Here is a 19,444-nt window from a genome sequence, read left to right as displayed (position 1 = left end):
CGTTTGCCAAAGATCCGCAATCAGCTCCCTGCTGCGAAAGTCGACTCCGCTCATCCCATCATTTGGTAGTGGACCCTTCCCTTAGCCGCTCCATCTCAGCGAAGAACCGGATCTCCCATGCATTAGCGTCGTCGCCCAGGCACCGGATCAGATAAGGGAGAACCGCCCAACTCAGCTCGCCGGCTTCGACCTCCGGTCCCAGCAACTGAACCAGCCGCCCGGCGGCGGCCTCAGGCGCCATCGGCCGTAGCGCCTCGGCAAGCCCGAGGTCGCGCCAGACAATGGTCGGCACTTCGAAGCTGTTGTAGAAGTTGAAGATCAGCACCCATAGCATGAAGTCCATAGTGGCTTCGTTCCAGCCACGGGCCTCGAGGACGCCCGGCACAATTTCGTTGGGAAAGTAATGCTCGTGCCCGCCGTCCATCAACTCGCCGTAGCGCCGCACCAGCGGCAATGCCCCGGCGTCGAGCTGAACGAGCTTCAGCACCGCCTGGCCCAGCAGGCCGTCGTCATTGGGCTGGTATAGCGTTTGGTGCCGTGGTGCGACGGTCACGAAGCGGTCGATGAGCGAACGGAGCGCTGGCACGGCCCAAAGGCGATCCGCGGGTCCAATGGCTTCGAAGAACGCCTTCTCCGGGATGACCTCCGCGGCAAACGTGAAGCCGATGTCGATCGTCGAGTCCACCGCCCTGCTCGCAAATCGGGCGTCGAGCGTGCCCGCGAGCCGCAAGATCGCCGCCGCGCGTGCCGTCTCGTCGAGCGAGTCCAATCGAATCCTGACAATGCTGCGATCCTCACGCAGCTGCATGACCACGGCCTCGACATGTTGCTTCGCAACGACACTCTCGGGCAAACCCGCGGTCCCGGGACGCCAGCCATCCGTGTAAGCCGGAATCCGCACGGGCTCATAGGCCTCCGGAACAGCGCTCCCGTCGATGACAAACGCGCCACCCTCCCTCGGCTCAAGCGATCCCAGCCGTTCAGGGCGCGGAAGCTCGCCCGCGTCCAGCCGCCTGCTGGGGCAGATGCCGAAAATCTGCGGTGCGTTAGCGAACGGCGCCATCATGCCGGTCCGCATCCCGAACCGCTCGGACCAAAGCCGTGGAGAAACATGGCCGTCCATTCCGGCGCAGACCAGAAAGCCTTTCATATCGACCCACATGGCCTCGCCATCCGGCTGCCAGCCGACCGACGCGAAGGGACGGCGCACCAGATCTTCAAGGTTCTTCGTGATCGCGCTCCACAAGATATCGTCGGTGACGACCTCCGCCCCGAAATCCTCGCGATCCGGGAATTGCGAAGCGGGATCGCGCTCCGGGCGATGCAGCCCCTGGCTAATGGATCGCCAGAGCCGATCCCTTGCCGGCACCGACGCAAGCATCGCTGCATCGGCTCCGGTGGCGGGCGGGGACGTTTCGAGCCCCTTGCGACCGAAGGCACGAACCAGCGTATTGGCGAGACGCGGAGCCGGTGGCGGTGAAAGAGCAGGAGCTGGCTGGGGAAGCTCCCATGGCCGGTAAATGCCGGTCGCGTCGGGCAGATCCTCGGCCTTCAGCCAAGCGAGAATTATTCGCCTCTCGAAATGTAGCGGAAAGGCGGACCATAGCTGAAACGTAAGCCCATAATAAGTGCGAACCGGCTGGCCCGGGCCTCGGCTTCGTTCGACCATGGGGAAATGCGTATGATCGAAACGCAGCCACCAGCGCCCGTCGGGGCTGTGGCCGGCCCAGCGGGCTCTGGCATAGGTGGCGGGAATTTTCGCGAGCGGCAGAAACGAGTCCGCGAAGTCCCGGGTTGCCGGATCTATCCGCCCGAAAAAGGCGCCATGCTCACTTCCGCCCTGCGCATCGTAGCGCACCTCTTCGCCCGTGATCAGGATAGCGTCATCCGGCATGACCATGACGTCCCGGTCGAAACCACCGATCGGGTAACTGCCCCGGTTGAGGATTTCCAAGGCGTCTAGGTCTATCGTTGAGACCTCGGCATAAACTATTTTCCTGCCGTCGCGAGCTAATTTGTCGGTTTCGACCTTGCGGACGATATGCAGCGCGTTGCGGCTTGCGACGGGCAGGATCACCGCGCCGCTTTCAACGGCGCCCAGCTGGGCTTCGCCGAGCTGTGCGCGCGTTGGGATATCATAGGTGGCAAGTTTCCCTTCGGAGGATATCTGCCAGAGCAGGGCGCCGTCAGGGCCCGCCGTGCCCGCGCGACCCCAAGCCTCGAAGATCCACTCGCTGCCATCCCGGTAGCCCGTGACGACAATGTGGCCGCCGATGATCTCCGTCTCAAACATCAACCCCTCCGCAATACGTAATTATCTTCGTGGGATGAATCATTCATGTAGGCGCCGTACCGCCGTCGGCAGCTTTTGGAGGACACCCAGGACGAGGGTTACGACTGCTATTGAGGAGCAATGCCGACGCGACTTAGATTGCGCCGGGAGTTGGAAACGCGGTCTTAGGAAAGCGTAAGATAGAGCTCGGCCTCAATGCACCAGCTGCTGGCGATACGTCGCCATTTGGCGGTATAGATGCCGCTGGCCTGACGAACACCGCTGAGCGATGTTCCCGTCCAGTCTCCATGCTCGAAGGCGATCGGTTCTACCGGGGAAACCGTGATCGTTTGCGGCGTCCGGACATAGATCGAGCGGTCCGGTGCCGCGAACTCGCGCTTCCAAGCCGAGAGTTGGGCGCTGCGTCCTGACAACAGCGCGCTGTCGGTGCCGGCGACCAGGATGGCGGTAGGCGAGAGAATCGGTCCGACCGCAGCAAGGTTGCCCGCTGCCAGCGCGCGGTTGAAGGCGGCGCGCTGCAAACGGATCTCGAGCTCGGCCCCAATATGCATCGCAGCTAGCTACTACACAGCAGCCAGACCGCAAGGCTTCGTGCAGACCCCATGCGTCAGCGATCCAGCAGACGGCGGGTGTGCCCGCCGCCATGCGCGGACAATCGTTTGCTTGCGCAGGACCGAGCACTTCCCGTTAGGATAAGCCCGCCTTATCCAGGCCAAAGGCGCTGTCCTGTGAGCCGGGCACCGACTGGAACGCGATTGACGCGCGGTTCCAGGCGTTGATCACCATCACCATGTAGGTGAGGTAGACCAGCTCATCTTCCGAAAACTGTACACGCACGGCGGCGTAGATTTCATCCGAGACTCCGTGCGGCGACAGTCGGGTCAGCGCTTCAGTCCATTCCAGCGCGGCACGCTCGCGATCGTTGAACAAAGTCGACTCACGCCAGATTGCGACGTGGTGGATGCGAAGTTCGCGCTCGCCGTGGAGCTTTGCCTGCTTGATGTGCATATCGAGGCAGAAGGCGCAGCCATTGAGCTGCGACGCGCGAATTTCGACGAAGCTCAGGATTGTCTGCTCGACGGTGCCCTTTTTGAGCGCGAAGGTAAGCTCGGTCAGCTTCTGCGTCAGCGCCGGTACTTGCTGCATATGGTTCAGTCGTTCGGTCATGGTCTCAGTCCAATCTGTCGGAGAGGGTCAGGGCTTGGCTTTCACCGGCAAGCGGAATGGCGCGCCCAGGCGATTGAAGGCGTTCATTGCCGCGATCGCGATCGTCAGGTCGACCAGGTCGCGCGGCTCGAACGCTGCCGCTGCGGCGGCATAAGCCTCGTCCGAAGCATGGGTTTCGCTGACCCGCGTGACCTCCTCGGCCCAGGCGAGCGCTGCGCGATGTTGCGGATCGAACAGGTGCGGCAGCTCAGCCCAGACCGGCAGCAGCACCACTTTGTCGAGGGGCATCGTCTTGAGCAGGTCGCGCGTATGCAAGTCGATGCAATGGGCGCAGCCGTTAATCTGCGACACGCGCAGGAACACGAGGTGGATCATCTCTTCGGGCAGATTGGTGCCGGTCGTGATGTAGTGGTGCACGCCGAACAGTGCCTGCGCACCTTTCGGCGCCACTTCATGCCAAGCCAGGCGCTTGATTTCGTTCATGCCATCGTTCCCTTCGCAGCAGCGTCCAATCGGCGCCCGCTGCACTGACGAGGCGGGTTGCCGCGATGTGACATGGACAAGAAATTTTCGCCGTGGCAGCGATCATGTCACACTGCGCCGGGCTGGCTCGTCAGATCAGGGAGACCAGAGGAGCAACGCAAGATGACGGGGATCGACAGCGCGGAGACGGCAGGAAGGCGGATCGAACCAAGCTCTCGCCTGGCTGATTTCCAGCACGAGCGTAGGCGGCTTGTCCGCTTGGCATATCGGATGCTCGGTTCAGTCAGCGAAGCTGAGGATGTCGCGCAGGATGCGTGGCTCAAATGGGAGCAGGTCGAGGGCGGCATCGATTCACCCGCCGCCTATTTGACGCGGATCGTCACGCGGCTGTGCCTCGATCGTATCAAATCCGCTCGCTCGCGCCGGGAAACCTATATCGGTCCGTGGTTGCCGGACCCGTTGGTGGGCTCGATCGATCCCGATGAAACGATTGCCGACGATATCACGATGACGCTGATGCTCGCCATGGAACGCCTGTCGCCGCTGGAACGCGCGGCCTTCCTGCTCCACGACGTATTCGACGTCGCGTTGAGCGACGTCGCTGTCACGCTCAGTCGCGAGCCAGCGGCGGTGCGTCAGTTGGCTTCTCGAGCGCGCAAGCATGTCCAAGCCGCTCGCCCGCGTTTCAGCGTCGAAGCGGCCGAGGCACGCCGGATTACGCAGGCATTCTTCGTCGCCGCACGCGATGGGGATACTGCTTCGCTCGCATCGTTGCTGGCGCAAGATGTCGAGATTCACTCGGACGGCGGCGGCAAGGTCCTGGCCTTCCGCAACGTTATTCGCGGCGCTGATCGCGTGCTGCGCCTGTTCGCCGGACTGCGGCGCAAGAACGCGCCGGCCGCCGAACTACTGCGCACTGCGGAGATCGATGGTCTGCCTGGCTACATCAGCGTCGACCGCGGTCTCGTGCAGACCACCGCGCTCGATATACGCCGCGGCAAGATCGCGGCGATCTACATCGTTCGCAATCCTGACAAGTTGCAGCATCTGACAGGCAACATGATCGCCGAGATCGACCAACCAAGGCCCCGCCCCTAACCCACGCAGAACGGCCGCTCGTAGGAATGCGCAAACGGGGTCCGAACGGCCGTATTGGGCGCGTAGCTACCTTGGCGAGGCGTATGAACAAGCGTCTGATTATGCCACCTGAGGCTGGATAGCCGTTGGTCGGCTTCCCCATCATCGGCGGCGTCTTGCGAAGGTGGACCGGCTCATCACCAGGTACTTTCATAGCGATATTGAGGGTCGCGAGCAGCCTTGGCCTACCCTGCACAATCCCGTAGCCTCCGCCGCGTCGTCCGGGTTGCCCGCGCCGGTTCAGGCTCAGGCTTAAGGCGTCGGCGGTCTGCAAGCGGACTTCTCGACACCCGGGCGATACCTTCCCGCTCCCTTTTTGCGCCAGCGATCGTACCGCCAGGCCGAGACCCGGCACACTGGTGGGGCTTAGCGGCGCAGCCGTGGAGCGCGGTCGCGCCGCCCGGCGCGAGGCGCCGAGAAGGAAGCATCCACAGCACCGGCAGGCCCACAGCTTGACGCGCCCAAGTCTTTCAGAACAAAAAAGGAACGAATCAACCGCTTCCCGAGTCTTTTCCGTCATGAGGCACCCTGCCGTCCTTGCCGAGTTGCGCGCGCGCATCGCCGCTATCGAAGGCACCAGTGCGCCGCGCGCCGCTTTGCCCTTCGGGCTTCGCGCGATCGACCGCCATCTACCCGGCGGCGGGCTCGCCGGCGGCGCGCTGCACGAAGTCGCGGGCAGCAGCGAGCTGTGCGACGATGCCGCCGCAACGGTGTTCCTGGCCGGGATCCTCGCGCGGATCGAAGGGCCGGTGTTCTGGTGCCTGCGCTGGCGCGACCTGTTCGCCCCCGCGCTCGACCTTGCCGGGCTCGCCCCCGATCGCGTGATCCATGTCGAGGCGGGCAGCGACACCCATGTGCTCCTCGCGATGGAGGAGTGCCTGCGCCATCCCGGGCTCGCTGGGGTGGTTGGCGAGGTCGCCAAGCTGTCGACCACCGCGTCGAAGCGGCTGCAGCTCGCCGCCGAAAGCTCCGGGGTCATGGCGTTCGTGTTCCGGCGCGCCTCGGCGATCGACGCCATGGCCGAAAGCACTGCCGCGGTCACCCGCTGGCGGGTGCGCGCCGCGCCGAGCGAAGCGCTCGGCATCCCGAGTCTTGCGCGCCCACGCTGGGACGTCCGGCTCGAGCGGGTCCGCGGCGGCGACGCCAAATCCTGGATCGTGGAGGCCTGCGATGCGCAGGGTCGTCTCGCTCTACCTGCCTTACTGGTCGACCGACCGGCTGCGGCGGAAGAGCGGCGCCGGGCTGGCTGAGCCCGGCCCTTCGCGCGACGCGCCGCTCGCCACGGCCGTCCCCTACCATGGCCGCAAGGTCATCGCGGCGGCCGATGCGGCGTCGAAGGCGGCGGGCATCCGCACCGGCATGACCGCGACCAAGGCGCGCAGCCTGGTGCCCGAGCTCGTCGTGGTCGATGGCGATCCGGCAGGTGACCTAGCCGCGCTGACGCGCCTCGCTTTGTGGTGCGGGCGCTATTCGCCATTCGTTGCGCCCGATCCGCCCAATGGCATCTGGATCGACATCAGCGGCTGTGCGCCGCTGTTCGGCGGCGAGCCCGCCTTGCTCAAGGACCTGCACCGACGCATCGCGCGCGCCGGCTACGAGGCGCAGATCGCCGTCGCCGACACGGCGGGCTGCGCGCATGCGGTCGCGCGCCAGGTGCCTGCCGGCCGGCCGGTGATCATCGAGCCCGGCCAGAGCGCCAAGGCAATGACGCTGCTGCCGATTGCAAGCCTGCGCCTCGAGCCCGGGGTGGTCGAAGGGCTTCGGAAACTCGGCTTCGAGCGCGTCGAGCAACTGCTCGGCACGCCGCGCGGGCCGCTCGCCCGCCGGTTCGGCCGCAGCCTGCACGCTCGGCTCAACCAAGCGCTCGGCCATGCCCCGGAAGCGATCGAAGCGGTGTTTCCCCCCACGCAGCCGCGCGCCCGTCGCGGCCTGCTCGAGCCGATCAGCACGGTCGAGGCCTTCGTGCAGGTGATCGGCGACCTCGTCGCGGACCTGGTCCGCCAGTTCGTCGCGGCCGGCACCGGGGCGCGCCGGCTCGACTGCTGGTTCCACCGTGTCGATGGCGGCATCCAGTCGATCCGGGTGGGCACCGCCACCCCCACGCGCGACCCCGCCCATCTCGCCAAACTGCTGGCCGCGCGCGTGGACCAGGTCGAGCCCGGCTTCGGGATAGAGGCGATGACGCTGATCGCGCCGCTGACCGAAGTGCTGGCCGGCGCCCAGCACGACCTTGCCGAGCGTTCCGAGCGCAAGGCCGATCTGAGCGGCTTGGTCGACGCGCTCGCGAACCGGTTCGGCCAGGCAAGCCTGTACCGCGCCGAGCCCCGCTCGGGCGGCATGCCCGAACGCTCGGTGGGCGCGTCGCGCGCGCTCGACGCGCCGCATGGCAGGCGCTGGGCGGACGATCTGCCCCGTCCCGGCCGGCTGCTCGATCCGCCGCAGGCGATCCAGGTGATGGCGATGCTCCCCGACCATCCGCCGGCGATGTTCGTATGGAAACGCAAACGCTATCGCGTCGTCCAGGCGGACGGCCCCGAGCGGCTGCATGGCGAATGGTGGCGCGAGGCCGGGCACGAGGCGCGCCAGCCTTATGCGGTCCGCGACTATTTCCAGGTCGAGGTTGAAGGCGGCGGGCGCTACTGGCTGTTCCGACAAGGCGATGGCGAGCATAGCGCGACCGGACCGATGACCTGGTTCCTGCACGGGGCGTTTGCGTGACCGAATTGTCGGCGGTCCGCAGTCGCGCCAAACGGCGTCGGATGCGCGCTTCCCGGCGCCGCTGGATTTCGGTCTGATTGGCCTCCGAAACCCTGCCCCGAAGGAAGCCTATCATATCCTCGATCGCGATCTCGGGGTCGAAGCTGCCGTCATGGCTGAGCGCTTCCATGCCGCGCGCTCCCGGACACCGTCCGTCGCTGTAAATAACCCATCTTGCGCGTCTTGCCGCAACCGCAAACGTTGCCTCGTGCGCCGGCCCCTCGCCTGGAGCTTTGCGCGCCCGGTCGGTCGCCCGCCCCTCGCAGGTGAAGTCTGCGCACCGTCACCTCCAACCCGGACTCGTCATTGTTCCTTATTTGTTCTATTAGCAGGGACTTGTTCGAGTCGATGGAGCACGCGATGCGGATCACCGGAACCTGGCGGGTCTATGTCAGCCCGGGCTTTGGCGAAGATGTAGAGTGGGATGGGTTGCCGACCATCCGCTTCGCGGACGGCTGCATCACGCTGGAGGATGGCAGTCATCCGGCTTTCGTGACCAATGCACGCGGCCTGCGCTTCAGCATGCCAAGCGGCAGCGAAAACCCTGGGCAGCAGGTCGCGACGCTCCTGATCGACCGCGGCAGCGATGGCTTTTTGCAAGGACGGCGCGTGCTCGCCGATAAGCCGGTAGGCCGCTTCCCCGTGGATGCCGATGCATTCGCCGATGGCAGATGCACCGCCGTTCGGCTGATCCGAGAGGACAAGCTGCCTGGCTTTCGCGAAGAGCAGCAGGGTTTCGCCGCGGTTCAGCGTGCGATCCTGGAGGATCGCGAGCCCGGCACGTCCCCCCCTACCCGCCACTGATCGACGGCCGATCCGCCGCCCACATCGCACGTGTCATGTCCCTCCCCGCCTATGCCGAACTCCAGGTCACCAGTCATTTCAGCTTCCTGCGCGGTGCGTCCTCGCCGGAGGATCTGTTCGCCGCGGCCGCGCTGCTCGGCCTGCCAGCGCTCGGTATCGTCGACCGCAATTCGGTCGCGGGCATCGTGCGCGCCTGGGACGCTCAGAAGACGACTGGCGTTCGCGCGATCGCCGGCTGCCGGCTGGACCTCGCCGATGGCAGCGCGCTGTTGGCCTATCCGACGGACCGCGCTGCCTGGGGCCGGCTGACCCGCCTGCTCTCAGTGGGCAAGATGCGGGCGGGCAAGGGCGCCTGCCATCTCGACTGGGCCGATGTCGAGGAATGGAGCGAGGGGCTGATCGGCCTGCTAGTCCCGGATCGCGCCGACGCCACCACCGAAATGGCGCTTGCCCGCACCGCACGGATCTTCGGCGACCGCTCCTATCTGGCGCTGTCGCTGCGCCGTCGGCCCAGGGACGCGATTCGGCTGCGCGACCTCGTCGCGCTAGCCGAACGTGCCCGCGTTGCCACGGTCGCGACCGGCGACGTTCTCTATCACAGCCCCGAGCGCCGGCTGCTCCAGGACGTGGTTACCTGCATCCGTGAGAAGTGCACGATCGACCAGCTCGGCGACCGGCGCGAGGCGATCGCCGATCGTCATCTCAAGCCGGCCGCCGAAATGGAGCGGCTGTTCCAGCGCTATCTCGGCGACGCCCGCCCCGTGGCGCGCAGTCTCGAGATCGCGCAGCGCTGCAACTTCGATCTCGAGCAATTGCGCTATCAATATCCCGACGAGATCCGGGTGCCGGGCCGCACGCCGCAGCAGGAACTCGAACGGCTGACCTGGGAGAAGGCGCCACAGCGCTATCCCGACGGTGTCACGCCCAAGATCCGGTCGCAGCTCGAGCATGAGCTGAGCCTGATCGCCGAACTCGATTATGCGCCCTATTTCCTGACGGTCCATTCGATCGTTGCCGAAGCCCGCCGACGCGAGATCCTGTGCCAGGGCCGCGGCAGCGCCGCCAACTCCGCGGTCTGCTATTGCCTTGGCATCACGTCGATCGATCCGGTGCGCTCCGAACTGCTATTCGAGCGCTTCGTTTCCGCCGAACGCCGCGAGCCACCCGATATCGATGTCGATTTCGAGCATGAGCGGCGCGAGGAAGTGATCCAATGGATCTACGAGACCTATGGCCGCGACCGCTCGGCGCTGACCGCGGTGGTGACGCGCTACCGCGCCCGGGGCGCCGTGCGTGAAGTCGGCAAGGCGCTGGGGCTTAGCGAGGACATGACCGCTGGCCTCGCCAGCCAAGTATGGGGCTGGAGCCGCGAGGGCGTCGAAGAGAAGCACGCCGCCGAGCTCAACCTCGACATGGCGGATCCGCGCCTTGCTCTCACCCTCGAGCTCGCCAGGCAGCTGATCGACACCCCGCGTCACCTCTCCCAGCATCCCGGCGGTTTTGTTCTCACCCGCGATCGGCTCGACGATCTCGTGCCGATCGAGCCAGCGGCGATGGAGGATCGCCAAGTCATCGAATGGGACAAGGACGATATCGACGCATTGGGCTTCATGAAGGTCGATGTGCTCGCGCTCGGCATGCTGTCCTGCATGCGCCGTGCCTTCGCGTTTCTCGAGCAGGACAAGGGCGTGATGCTCGACCTTTCGACGATCCCGGCAGAGGATGCCGCCACCTATAAGATGATCCGCAAGGCCGACACGCTCGGCGTGTTCCAGATCGAGAGCCGCGCGCAAATGGCGTCGCTGCCGCTGATGGCACCCCGGACCTTCTACGACTTGGTGATCCAGGTCGCGATCGTGCGGCCGGGGCCCATCCAGGGCGACATGGTCCATCCCTATCGTCGCCGGCGTGCCGGGCTCGAGAAGGTAACCTATCCGACCCCCGAGCTGCGCCGCGTGCTCGAAAAGACCTTGGGCGTGCCGCTGTTCCAGGAGCAGGCAATGCGCGTCGCGATCGAATGCGCCGGCTTCACCGCAAGCGAGGCGGACCTGTTGCGGCGCGCGATGGCGACCTTCAAGCTTACCGGCGGCGTCAGCCATTTCCGCGACAAGCTGATCGATGGGATGGTCGCGCGCGGTTACGATCCCGCCTTTGCCGAAAAGACCTTCACGCAGATCGAGGGGTTCGGCAGCTATGGGTTCCCCGAGAGCCATGCCGCGAGCTTCGCGCTGATCGCCTATGCCTCGTCCTGGATGAAGTGCCACCATCCCGACGCCTTCTGCGCGGCGCTGCTCAATGCCCAGCCGATGGGCTTCTACGCGCCGGCGCAGATCGTCCGCGACGCGCGCGAGCATGGCATCGTGGTGCGCGCGATCGACATCAATCGCAGCCGCTGGGACTGCACGCTCGAGGACACGGGCGGCACCTTCAAGGCGGTGCGGCTCGGGCTGCGCATGGTCCGCGGCCTCGCCAATGCCGACGCCGCAGCAATCGTGTCGGCACGCGGTGCCATGCCATATGGCAGCGTCGAGGAGGTCCAGCGCCGTGCCGGGGTCGGTGCCGGTGCGCTCAACCGCATCGGCGAAGCCGATGGCTTCGGCTCGCTCGACCAGTCGCGCCGCGCCGGGCTCTGGCAGGTCAAGGGTTTGGCCGATGCCCCGCTGCCGCTGTTCGCCGCCGCCGACGCACGTGAAGCGAAATGGTGCGACGAGGCAGTGGAGCCCGAAGTCGCGCTAGTACCGATGGGCGAAGGACAGGAAGTGGTCGAGGACTATCGCGCCACCGCCTTGTCGCTGCGCGCACATCCCCTCGCCTTTCTGCGCGACGAATTGGCACGGCGCAGAATCCTGCCTTGCTCCGCGACCCGCACCATCAAGGACGGACGCTGGATCGAACTGGCCGGGCTGGTTCTGGTGCGCCAGAAGCCGGGTTCGGCCAAGGGCGTGATGTTCATCACGCTCGAGGACGAGACCGATGTCGCCAACTTGGTGGTGTGGACCAACGTCTTCGAGAAATACCGCCGCACGGTGCTCGGCGCGTCGATGATGGGGGTGCGCGGCAAGGTTCAGCGCGAAGGAGACGTCGTCCATGTCGTCGCCGACCGCCTCGACGATCTGTCACCGATGCTCGCCAGCGTCGGCAGCCGCGACGATATCGGCGAGATCTACCGCGTCAGCCGGGCCGATGTGGTCAAGCACGGACAGGGACCGGATCCACGCGATCCCGCCGAACGGCCGCTGGGCAAGGCCGCACGCGAGATCTACATTCCCGACCTGCGTCTGGGCTCCGGCATCATTCCCGGGCAGCAGACCGAGGGCATCAAGATCAAGCCGCGCGATTTCCGCTGAGCCAGGGTGTCGGCATCTAGAGCAGCGCAGGCTGCGCGGACGCGCGCGGGTAGACCCGCACGACATCGAGACTGCCCTTGGGCAGCGGCTGCACTATCTCGCGCGCAGGCACGGACGCATCGAGCCAGTCCGCCCAGCGATCGCGCGGCAGGGTCACGATCTGCCGGCTATGATAGGGCGCTACATCCTCGCCGGGCGCCATCGTGAGCATGGTGAAGGCCTCCCCGACCTGCGGATGTGCCCGCCAGATGCCCGCAATGCACAACCAGCGATGGTCGCGAAGCGTAAACAGCCACTTGTCCTGCCGTTTCTGCTTGGGGTCTTCGGGCCTGGTGAATTCGTAGAAGCCGTCCGCGAGGATCAGGCATCGGCGGGACGTGAACTCGCGACCTTCGGAGCGGAAATTGTAGACCGGCTTGCCCTGCTGCCCGGGCCAGCTCCAGCGCCGGTTGACGAGTTCGCCCCCTCCCCCCTCCGCGCTGCGGACGATGGGGGCAATGTCGGTGATGAGGATGTCGCTGCGCGCCGCGACGTTGGGCGTACCCTCGGGCGCATCGACGGCGATCTCGAGATCCGCGAAGTCCTCGAGGATCGACGCGATCCCCACCTCGAGGCGATAGTCATTGCACATCGCGGCTTCCCGATTTGCCTGCGTCGCACGTTCGCATTATGTTCTCATCATGGAAGCCATGCCCTTCGAGTCGGATGCCGCGCTAGGTAGTCGCAAGGCGATCGTCCGGCGCAACCCCCTCAGCGGAAAGCCGCAGCTGATCGAAGCGGCCTGGGGGTTGGACGGAGTCGAGCCGGGCGACAAGCCGCGCAAGTTCCTCCGGGCCGAAGGCCGGACCTTCCCGCACCAGCGATGCCTGATCCCGGCGAGCGAATTCCAGGTGACGAACGGCGACCGCAAGTTCCGGGTGATGCTCGAGGACGGCAATTTCTTCTATCTCGCCGGGGTCTGGCGCCCCAGCTTCGGCGACAAGGACGTCAGCTACGCGATCATCACGATCGAGGCCAACCCGGACATTTTTCCCTATCAGGAGCGCCAGGGCGCGGTGCTGCTGCGGCGCCAGAACATGGCCTGGCTCGATCTCAGCCAGCCTGAGGACATGCTGTTGCGCGCGCTGCCAGCGCGCAGCTTTCAGATCGAGGAAGTGGGCCCGCTCGGGCTCGAGGACCGCCAGCGCAGGCTGGCATATTAAGCGAGAGCCGTCGCCATGTTGCCGCATCCATCCACCGCCCCGGCTCCCGCCGCACCGGCCCTCAGCGCGATCGATCGCCTGAACGCAGTTCCCTTGTCGGGGCAGCAGCTGGCTGCGGCGCTCGCGATGTTGGCGATGGTGCCTGCCAGCCATCAGGACGATCCGCATGCCCAGGCACTGGCGCTGCAGGCCTATGCGGCGGATTCGGGCTTTGCCGACGACGCGCTTGCCGGCGCGGCACTCCATGCGCGAGTCACCGCGCTCGCCAAATGGACGGCGGCGCATGATCCGACCCGGCAGTCGGACCCGCAAGCGGTACTGGCGGCCGCGGCGCAGCACCCGCTGGTCGACACCGGCACCGGCACCGGCACCGGCATCGGCATCGGCTTCGAGGCGGCGGCGTTCCAAGAGATGGTCCTCTTCCTCGAAGACCTTCCCTGGTAGGCGCCTCCTTGGCCAAGCCGGGCGGCCCGAACGGTAAGTGGCACACCGGCACGGGGCCTTCCCCTTCGGTCTCGCACTGTCGTCCCGCATCCCGGGAGGACAATGGCGACCGCGAGGCCGAGCCTCGTACCGAGTAAAGCCGCTGCCAGTCTCTAGCGAAACAGCGGCGCGATCCACGCATAGAGTTGGATGGCCATGCCGAGGCCAATCAATGCGACGATGGCGCCGACTGCCCACTTGCTGTCGGGCTTGCTGTCGCGCGGGTCCGGCCAGATTCGTAGCATGCTGCGGTTCCAGCCCTGAAAAGCGCACGACCAAGATCTTGCGCCCATCAACCATTATTCCGACGGGCGCCGCCGCACGACTGCGGAATACTCTGTTCGATCGCCTGCTCTTTTGGTCTTTCCGGATTTTAAGACCGATGCATGGTCGAATGACCCACACCGGCGACGCAAGAGACGCTTTTAGACCCCGCGTCGGACCACCAGGGGCGCCCGCTAGCGCCCCCGACTCCATGGCCCGATCCGAGCGGGAACGATGAAGGTGATCAGAGGTTCATTCAGCGCGCTGTATCCAGCCGGAGAAATCGATCATGAACCGCCAGGAACGTCGCGCGATCGCCGCTCGAAACCGGCCACCAGCGCAGCCTCGATGCGCCTGCTGCGCGCCGCGGAACGACCTCGCTGGGGCAAGAGGCGCCAAGGCCGATCCCGCTGACCTCGAGCCCGACACCGCTCAACTAAGGTCCGCTTGACGAGCCCATGCCGTCCGCTGCTTCACGCATGATCATGGCGGCACTGCGATGATGCCGAGCCGCCCGAGCCATCGGATCTTGTGCCAGGTGCCATGCTTCATCGTCTCGCGCAGACCTGCACAGGTTGCCACGACGACCTCGCATGGACCAACATGATCCAGGCCGGGTCCCGGCATCGGAGGGATTCAAACCGTGACAGCGAACCGGTTCGACGCGACGGGGCGCGAGCGGTCTGAAATCAGTCCGACGAGGCGCCGACGCGACGATGTGCTCGGCTGGCAGGATAGCGAAACAATCCGGGAGGAGCTGCTCGTCCGTCCCGGTTCGCCCTTCCTGGTCGCGAAAGCATGGGGGCGCCCGGTGGATCCCAGGCGAAGTCGATCCGGCCGAAGCGTGGAAGAGGTTCGCGCCCCGCGAAGCAGCAGAGGCGTTTGGCATCGAGATCCCCCCCGTTTCAGCCGCTCGGCACGCTGTGCCAGAAGGTGCAACGCGGATGTCCGCCTTCGGCTGCCCGTTCAATTCGATCCCGAATATCTGCAGCGCATGCGTTTTGAGATCGAGGGGCTCACCGGCAACGGTCGCAAAGCGTGATTTCCCAGGTCGATGCGGCACGCTGGATGCGGAGCGAGGATGCACGGTCACGATGCTGAGGAGCCCGCGTCCGCTTCTCGCGCGCTGTCAGATGCTGCGCGCGGAACCGAACGGCACGCCCCGCACTCTGGCACGGTAGCAAAAATGGGAGCCAACCGATGACCGAAGCCACCCGGGACGATCCCACCAAGACGCCCGAAATCGACTGGCGGATGAGTGCCTCCCTAGAGAACGTCCCCCGGGGAGAGGAGGAGCTTGCCGAAGTCACCAGCCTGGAGCGCGCGGTGCGCGCCTGGCGTGCGCTCGACGATCCTCATCGCGACGTCGCAAGGCTGACGCTCGAGCGCCCGGTCCAACTCGACGGCGCGCTTGCCGATCAGTTCATCGGCGCGGCGATCGCCCAATTGGTGGAGCGCCTTCCCGCGGCAAGCCAACGCTGAGCCGGCCCGCCCGTGCCGGGGAGCCGGCACGGACCAGGATGGGGGCCAGGCTCAGCGCCAACCGAGCGCCGGCGCGACATGGTTGAGGATGCTCTCAAGCACGTGCGCATTATTGTCGACGCCCAGCTGATTCGGCACGGTCAGCAGGATGGTGTCCGCCTCCGCTATTGCCTCGTCCAGCCGCAACTGCTCGATCAGACGCTCCGGCTCAGCCGCATATGAGCGTCCGAACACCGCGCGCATGTTGTCGATGACACCGGTCTGGTCGCTATCGTCACCCCGCCCAAAATAGTCGCGGTCCTGATCGTTCATCAGCGCGAAGATCGAGCGCGACACCGAGACGCGCGGCTCCCAGTCGTGCCCCGCTTCCTTCCATGCCTGGCGGTACAATCGAATCTGCCTGGCCTGTTGGACATGGAAGGCCTCGCCGCCCTCGTCGGCCTTAAGGGTCGAGCTCTGCAGGTTCATGCCCTTCTGCGCGGCCCAGAGCGCCGTCGCATTGGACGCGGAGCCCCACCATATCCGTCGGCGCAATCCCTCCGAATGGGGTTCCAGGCGCAGCAGGCCCGGCGGGTTGGGGAACATCGGTCGCGGATTGGGCTGTGCGAAGCCCTCGCCCCGCAACAGGTCGAGCAACACCTCGCCGTGCCGACGGCCCATATCGGCATCGCTTTCGCCTTCAGCGGGTGCATAGCCGAAATGGCGCCATCCCTCGATTACTTGCTCGGGCGATCCCCGGCTGATCCCCAGTTGCAGACGCCCGCGGCTGATCAGGTCAGCGGCGCCTGCATCCTCGGCCATGTAGAAAGGGTTTTCGTAGCGCATGTCGATCACGCCGGTTCCGATCTCGATCCGCTTCGTCCGCGCGCCGACTGCCGCCAGCAGCGGGAACGGGGACGCAAGCTGACGCGCGAAATGATGAACCCGGAAATAGGCGCCGTCGGCGCCGAGTTCTTCCGCGGCGATTGCGAGGTCTATCGACTGGAGCAGCACATCGGACGCCGAGCGCGTCGCCGAATAGGGTGCGCCCGACCAATGGCCGAACGAGAGAAAGCCGATCTTCTTCATATCTATGTTCGATCCCGTCGCGCGCGCCATGCGTGCCATGGCAGGCCTTTCCCTTCAGATAAGTCTCGCCCAGCCCTTCCGCATCGTTTCCGGACAGGCCGGACGGAAACGCTGGGTTTCCCGATGGTGCAAAACGGCTCGGCTTTGGGCGGCGGCACGGTGTCGCGAGTGCAATCGCAGCGTTGGGCGGGGCGGCAGCACGTCCGAACCCTCGCACTGCACTCAAGGCATCGACGTTAGGAGTCTTCTCAGCTGGCAAGGGACATTTTATCCGAGTGCTCGCCGCCCACATGCCGAGATGGCAAAGCGCTACGCGTCACGATAGTTGGATGCATGGCCCGCAAGCACTCGAAACATGATCCGTATGGCGATTCGCATCGCGAGGACGCGCCACCGGCGCCGCCGGCACTTTGCTGGCTGTGCGGCAGGCCCACTGGCAAGACCATCATTTGGCACCACCCCGTGCCCAAGAGCCGTGGCGGGCGCGATGTCGTGCCGATGCACTCGATCTGCCAGCAGACGCTGACGGCCAATTTCAGCAATTCCGAGCTCCAGCGCCACGGTTTGAACGTTGAGGGGCTGCTGGCCAATCCCAACATCTGCAAGTTCGTCGACTGGGTGGCCAACAAGGATCCGGATTTCACTGCCACCATTGCCAAGAAACAGCGCTGATCCCGTCGCCGGGTCGATGCCGGGGCTCGTCTCTAGGCTTCCCTCATCACCGCCTGACACGCATGGGGTCCTGTGCTCCTGTCAGACCCCGCGCGCTTCCGAGGATCCGCCATCATGCGACGCAATCCCTACTATAACGGCCCGGCCAGCGACCATTATGACGGCCGCCGCTTCTTCAACCCGGGCGAGCCGGACACCGATCGGTCGCTGCGCGAGGTGCTTCGCTGGAGGCGCTCGATTCCGGACAATCCCTGGCCGAAATCAGTCCCCGTCACGCCGACGGTCCCGGCGGCGCGTGTCGAAGGGCTGCGGATTACCATGATCGGCCACGCGACCATGCTCATCCAAAACGCAGGACTGAACCTATTGACGGATCCAGTCTGGTCCGATCGCGCCAGTCCGCTTGCGTTCGCAGGGCCACGTCGCGTCGCGGCCCCCGGCATAAGGCTCGAGGATCTTCCACCGATCGATGTCGTCTTGCTTTCTCACAATCATTACGACCATCTCGACATCACGACCTTGCGCGCGCTCCACCGGCGGCACGCGCCGTTGATCGTGACGCCGCTCGGCAACGACGTCATCGTCCGCCGCCGCATCCCCGAAGCACGTATCGCGGCCGGCGACTGGGGCGACGACTTCGAAGTCGCCTCCGGAACCCGGGTGCATATCGTTCCCGCGACGCACTGGTCCTCTCGGGGATTCCGGGACAGGCGCATGGCCCTTTGGGGAGGCTTCATGGTCGAGTCTCGGGGCACGCTCGTCTATTTCGCTGGAGACACGGGATACGGCAGCGGCAGAATCTTCCGAGCGATGCGCCAGCGATTCGGCCCGCCCGACCTGGCGCTGCTGCCGATCGGTGCTTATGATCCGCGCTGGTTCATGGCCGCCCAGCACACCGACCCGGAGGAAGCGATCCAGATCATGCGCGACCTTGAGGCGCGCGCGGCAGTTGGCATGCACTGGGGCACCTTCAAGCTGACGGACGAGCCTTGCGAAGAGCCTGCGCAGCGACTGGCTGCGGGCCTTGCCGCTCGAGGGATTATAGCCAGCGCATTTCTCGCGATGCGCCCGGGCGCAACCGTCGATTTTTGAGTACCTGATGTGCGCCGCGCTGCGTGGGATCAGGATCGATGCGACGCCACCGGCTTCCCTTGCGCTCGCTTGCCGCGACCCGCTCGATGTTCGTAGGATGGCGAGAGGGAGATCGCTGCATGATACTCAATCGGGCGCTGGTAGTGGCCGTGATGTTGCCGGCAACGGCAATGGCACAGGATTCAGCGGAACAGGCGCGCGCACTTGCGGGGGCACCTGTGCCGACGCGGCAGCACCTTGCTTTAAGGGGTATCCCCACCCCCTCGGGGCGGCCGATTGCCCTATTCGACGGCCGCAGCTTAGACCGGTGGCAGCCCTGGCTGGGCTATCCCGATCCCGCCGTGACCTACAAGTCCAACCCTAGAGACATGGCGATCGGCACAACGCGAGATACGAGCGGCGACTTCGCAGTCCGCCAAATCGACGGGCGCCCGGCCATCTGGATCAAAGGCGAGACCTGGGGCAGCCTCGTGCACGAGGCGGACCTGCGGGACTATCATCTCCGATTGCAGTACAAGTGGGGCGAGAAGACTTGGGCGCCGCGCGCCGCCGCGCCTCAGAATAATGGACTGCTCTACCACACCCATGGCGCTCCTGGCGAAGTGTTCGGCACTTGGCGACCGTCGATGGAGTTCGAAATCATGAAGGGATCGACCGGGATGGCCGTGACGGTTGGCCGCCAGGTGCGTGCCCGGACGACCGTCGCCTTTGATGATGCGCTGATTGCGCCGCACCTGCGCTTCCATGTCGGAGGTCGCCCAATCGACATGATCAACGGGACGGCGACCTGGAACGTCGAAGCGGCGACAGATGCAGAGCGCCCCGTCGGGCATTGGAATACACTGGACCTTTATGTCGTTGCGGACCGCGCCGTGCATGTCGTCAACGGCGTGCCGGTCGGCGAAGTTCGCGACATCGCGACCATTCTCCCGGATGGGAGTCGCCGCCCGTTGACTCATGGCCACATCCAGCTTCAGTCCGAGGGCGCCGAGACATGGTTTCGGGACATCACGGTCGAACCGATCCGTGCTTTGCCGCGCATCGTCGCGGTCCGGCGATAGCGCCCGGCGCCAGGCTCCCCGCCGAGGTGCACGCGTCACCCCGGCTGGGTTGCCAGGCTGGCTCGACGCAGTCGCAACGGGAGAAATGAGAAGCCCGTGCACGCGAGGCTCTCGCGTGTCTCCGAACTGCCA

General features: G+C 65.6%; 18 protein-coding genes. 11 read left to right on the top strand and 7 right to left on the bottom strand.

Translation table 11 applies throughout. The annotated features are described in order from the left end of the window. Positions 1-58: 58 nt before the first annotated feature. The 4 genes from RZN05_RS02390 to RZN05_RS02375 all read right to left on the bottom strand — a co-directional run bounded on the left by RZN05_RS02390 (position 59) and on the right by RZN05_RS02375 (position 3,943). On the bottom strand, positions 59-2,293 hold the full coding sequence (locus tag RZN05_RS02390; RefSeq protein ID WP_317225023.1) for a hypothetical protein: 2,235 nt from the start codon (positions 2,291-2,293) through the stop codon (positions 59-61). A 164-nt stretch (positions 2,294-2,457) separates the two neighbouring features. Next, entirely contained in the window at positions 2,458-2,844 is a 387-nt protein-coding gene (locus RZN05_RS02385) for a nuclear transport factor 2 family protein (protein WP_317225022.1), read from the bottom strand. Between the two features lie 136 nt (positions 2,845-2,980). Continuing rightward, the gene (locus RZN05_RS02380) at positions 2,981-3,460 is read right to left on the bottom strand and encodes a carboxymuconolactone decarboxylase family protein (RefSeq protein WP_317225021.1); all 480 of its coding nucleotides are present in this window, start codon (positions 3,458-3,460) and stop codon (positions 2,981-2,983) included. A gap of 27 nt (positions 3,461-3,487) precedes the next feature. After that, positions 3,488-3,943: a carboxymuconolactone decarboxylase family protein gene (locus RZN05_RS02375; protein WP_317225020.1), complete on the bottom strand. Its 456-nt coding sequence runs from the start codon at positions 3,941-3,943 to the stop codon at positions 3,488-3,490. 162 nt (positions 3,944-4,105) lie between these two features. On the opposite strand from RZN05_RS02375, the gene RZN05_RS02370 reads away from it, so the two are divergent. The 5 genes from RZN05_RS02370 to RZN05_RS02350 all read left to right on the top strand — a co-directional run bounded on the left by RZN05_RS02370 (position 4,106) and on the right by RZN05_RS02350 (position 11,988). Further along, positions 4,106-5,041, top strand: a complete 936-nt coding sequence (locus RZN05_RS02370) for a sigma-70 family RNA polymerase sigma factor (protein WP_317225019.1) — start codon at positions 4,106-4,108, stop codon at positions 5,039-5,041. A gap of 557 nt (positions 5,042-5,598) precedes the next feature. Then, on the top strand, positions 5,599-6,330 hold the full coding sequence (locus tag RZN05_RS02365; protein ID WP_317225018.1) for an ImuA family protein: 732 nt from the start codon (positions 5,599-5,601) through the stop codon (positions 6,328-6,330). After that, positions 6,251-7,798: a Y-family DNA polymerase gene (locus RZN05_RS02360; RefSeq protein WP_317225017.1), complete on the top strand. Its 1,548-nt coding sequence runs from the start codon at positions 6,251-6,253 to the stop codon at positions 7,796-7,798. Before RZN05_RS02365 ends, RZN05_RS02360 begins: the two co-directional genes overlap by 80 nt. A 399-nt stretch (positions 7,799-8,197) precedes the next feature. After that, positions 8,198-8,641 carry a hypothetical protein gene (locus RZN05_RS02355; protein ID WP_317225016.1) on the top strand — a complete coding sequence of 148 codons (444 nt, stop codon included), beginning with the start codon at positions 8,198-8,200 and terminating at the stop codon, positions 8,639-8,641. 35 nt (positions 8,642-8,676) lie between these two features. Continuing rightward, positions 8,677-11,988 carry an error-prone DNA polymerase gene (locus tag RZN05_RS02350; protein ID WP_317225015.1) on the top strand — a complete coding sequence of 1,104 codons (3,312 nt, stop codon included), beginning with the start codon at positions 8,677-8,679 and terminating at the stop codon, positions 11,986-11,988. Between the two features lie 16 nt (positions 11,989-12,004). On the opposite strand, the gene RZN05_RS02345 is transcribed toward RZN05_RS02350, so the two are convergent. Beyond that, a complete protein-coding gene (locus RZN05_RS02345; protein WP_317225014.1) occupies positions 12,005-12,619 on the bottom strand; it encodes an SOS response-associated peptidase in 615 nt (204 codons plus the stop codon). Between the two features lie 49 nt (positions 12,620-12,668). On the opposite strand from RZN05_RS02345, the gene RZN05_RS02340 reads away from it, so the two are divergent. Both RZN05_RS02340 and RZN05_RS02335 read left to right on the top strand, forming a co-directional pair. Further along, positions 12,669-13,190, top strand: coding sequence for an SOS response-associated peptidase family protein (locus tag RZN05_RS02340; protein WP_317225013.1), 522 nt, complete (start codon positions 12,669-12,671; stop codon positions 13,188-13,190). A 15-nt stretch (positions 13,191-13,205) separates the two neighbouring features. Then, positions 13,206-13,634 carry a hypothetical protein gene (locus RZN05_RS02335; RefSeq protein ID WP_317225012.1) on the top strand — a complete coding sequence of 143 codons (429 nt, stop codon included), beginning with the start codon at positions 13,206-13,208 and terminating at the stop codon, positions 13,632-13,634. Positions 13,635-13,786: 152 nt separating this feature from the next. Here RZN05_RS02335 and RZN05_RS02330 read toward each other — a convergent pair whose 3' ends face one another. Continuing rightward, positions 13,787-13,918, bottom strand: a complete 132-nt coding sequence (locus tag RZN05_RS02330) for a hypothetical protein (protein ID WP_317225011.1) — start codon at positions 13,916-13,918, stop codon at positions 13,787-13,789. A 1,219-nt stretch (positions 13,919-15,137) separates the two neighbouring features. Here RZN05_RS02330 and RZN05_RS02325 point away from each other — a divergent pair. Next, the gene (locus tag RZN05_RS02325; protein ID WP_317225010.1) at positions 15,138-15,419 is read left to right on the top strand and encodes a hypothetical protein; all 282 of its coding nucleotides are present in this window, start codon (positions 15,138-15,140) and stop codon (positions 15,417-15,419) included. A 51-nt stretch (positions 15,420-15,470) separates the two neighbouring features. On the opposite strand, the gene RZN05_RS02320 is transcribed toward RZN05_RS02325, so the two are convergent. Further along, entirely contained in the window at positions 15,471-16,487 is a 1,017-nt protein-coding gene (locus tag RZN05_RS02320) for an LLM class flavin-dependent oxidoreductase (protein WP_317227547.1), read from the bottom strand. A gap of 333 nt (positions 16,488-16,820) precedes the next feature. Here RZN05_RS02320 and RZN05_RS02315 point away from each other — a divergent pair, with 333 nt between their 5' ends. The 3 genes from RZN05_RS02315 to RZN05_RS02305 all read left to right on the top strand — a co-directional run bounded on the left by RZN05_RS02315 (position 16,821) and on the right by RZN05_RS02305 (position 19,312). After that, positions 16,821-17,159, top strand: coding sequence for a hypothetical protein (locus RZN05_RS02315; RefSeq protein ID WP_317225009.1), 339 nt, complete (start codon positions 16,821-16,823; stop codon positions 17,157-17,159). Between the two features lie 114 nt (positions 17,160-17,273). Further along, positions 17,274-18,251 (top strand): MBL fold metallo-hydrolase, encoded by a 978-nt coding sequence (locus RZN05_RS02310; protein ID WP_317225008.1) that lies wholly within the window; start codon positions 17,274-17,276, stop codon positions 18,249-18,251. 119 nt (positions 18,252-18,370) lie between these two features. Further along, positions 18,371-19,312, top strand: coding sequence for a 3-keto-disaccharide hydrolase (locus tag RZN05_RS02305; protein WP_317225007.1), 942 nt, complete (start codon positions 18,371-18,373; stop codon positions 19,310-19,312). The last annotated feature ends 132 nt before the right edge of the window (positions 19,313-19,444 follow it).

It is taken from the genome of Sphingomonas sp. HF-S4, assembly GCF_032911445.1.
Taxonomy (GTDB): Bacteria; Pseudomonadota; Alphaproteobacteria; order Sphingomonadales; family Sphingomonadaceae; genus Sphingomonas; species Sphingomonas agrestis.
The sequence above is the reverse complement of the archived record's forward strand: the minus strand, read 5'-3'. Positions and strand labels throughout refer to the sequence as shown.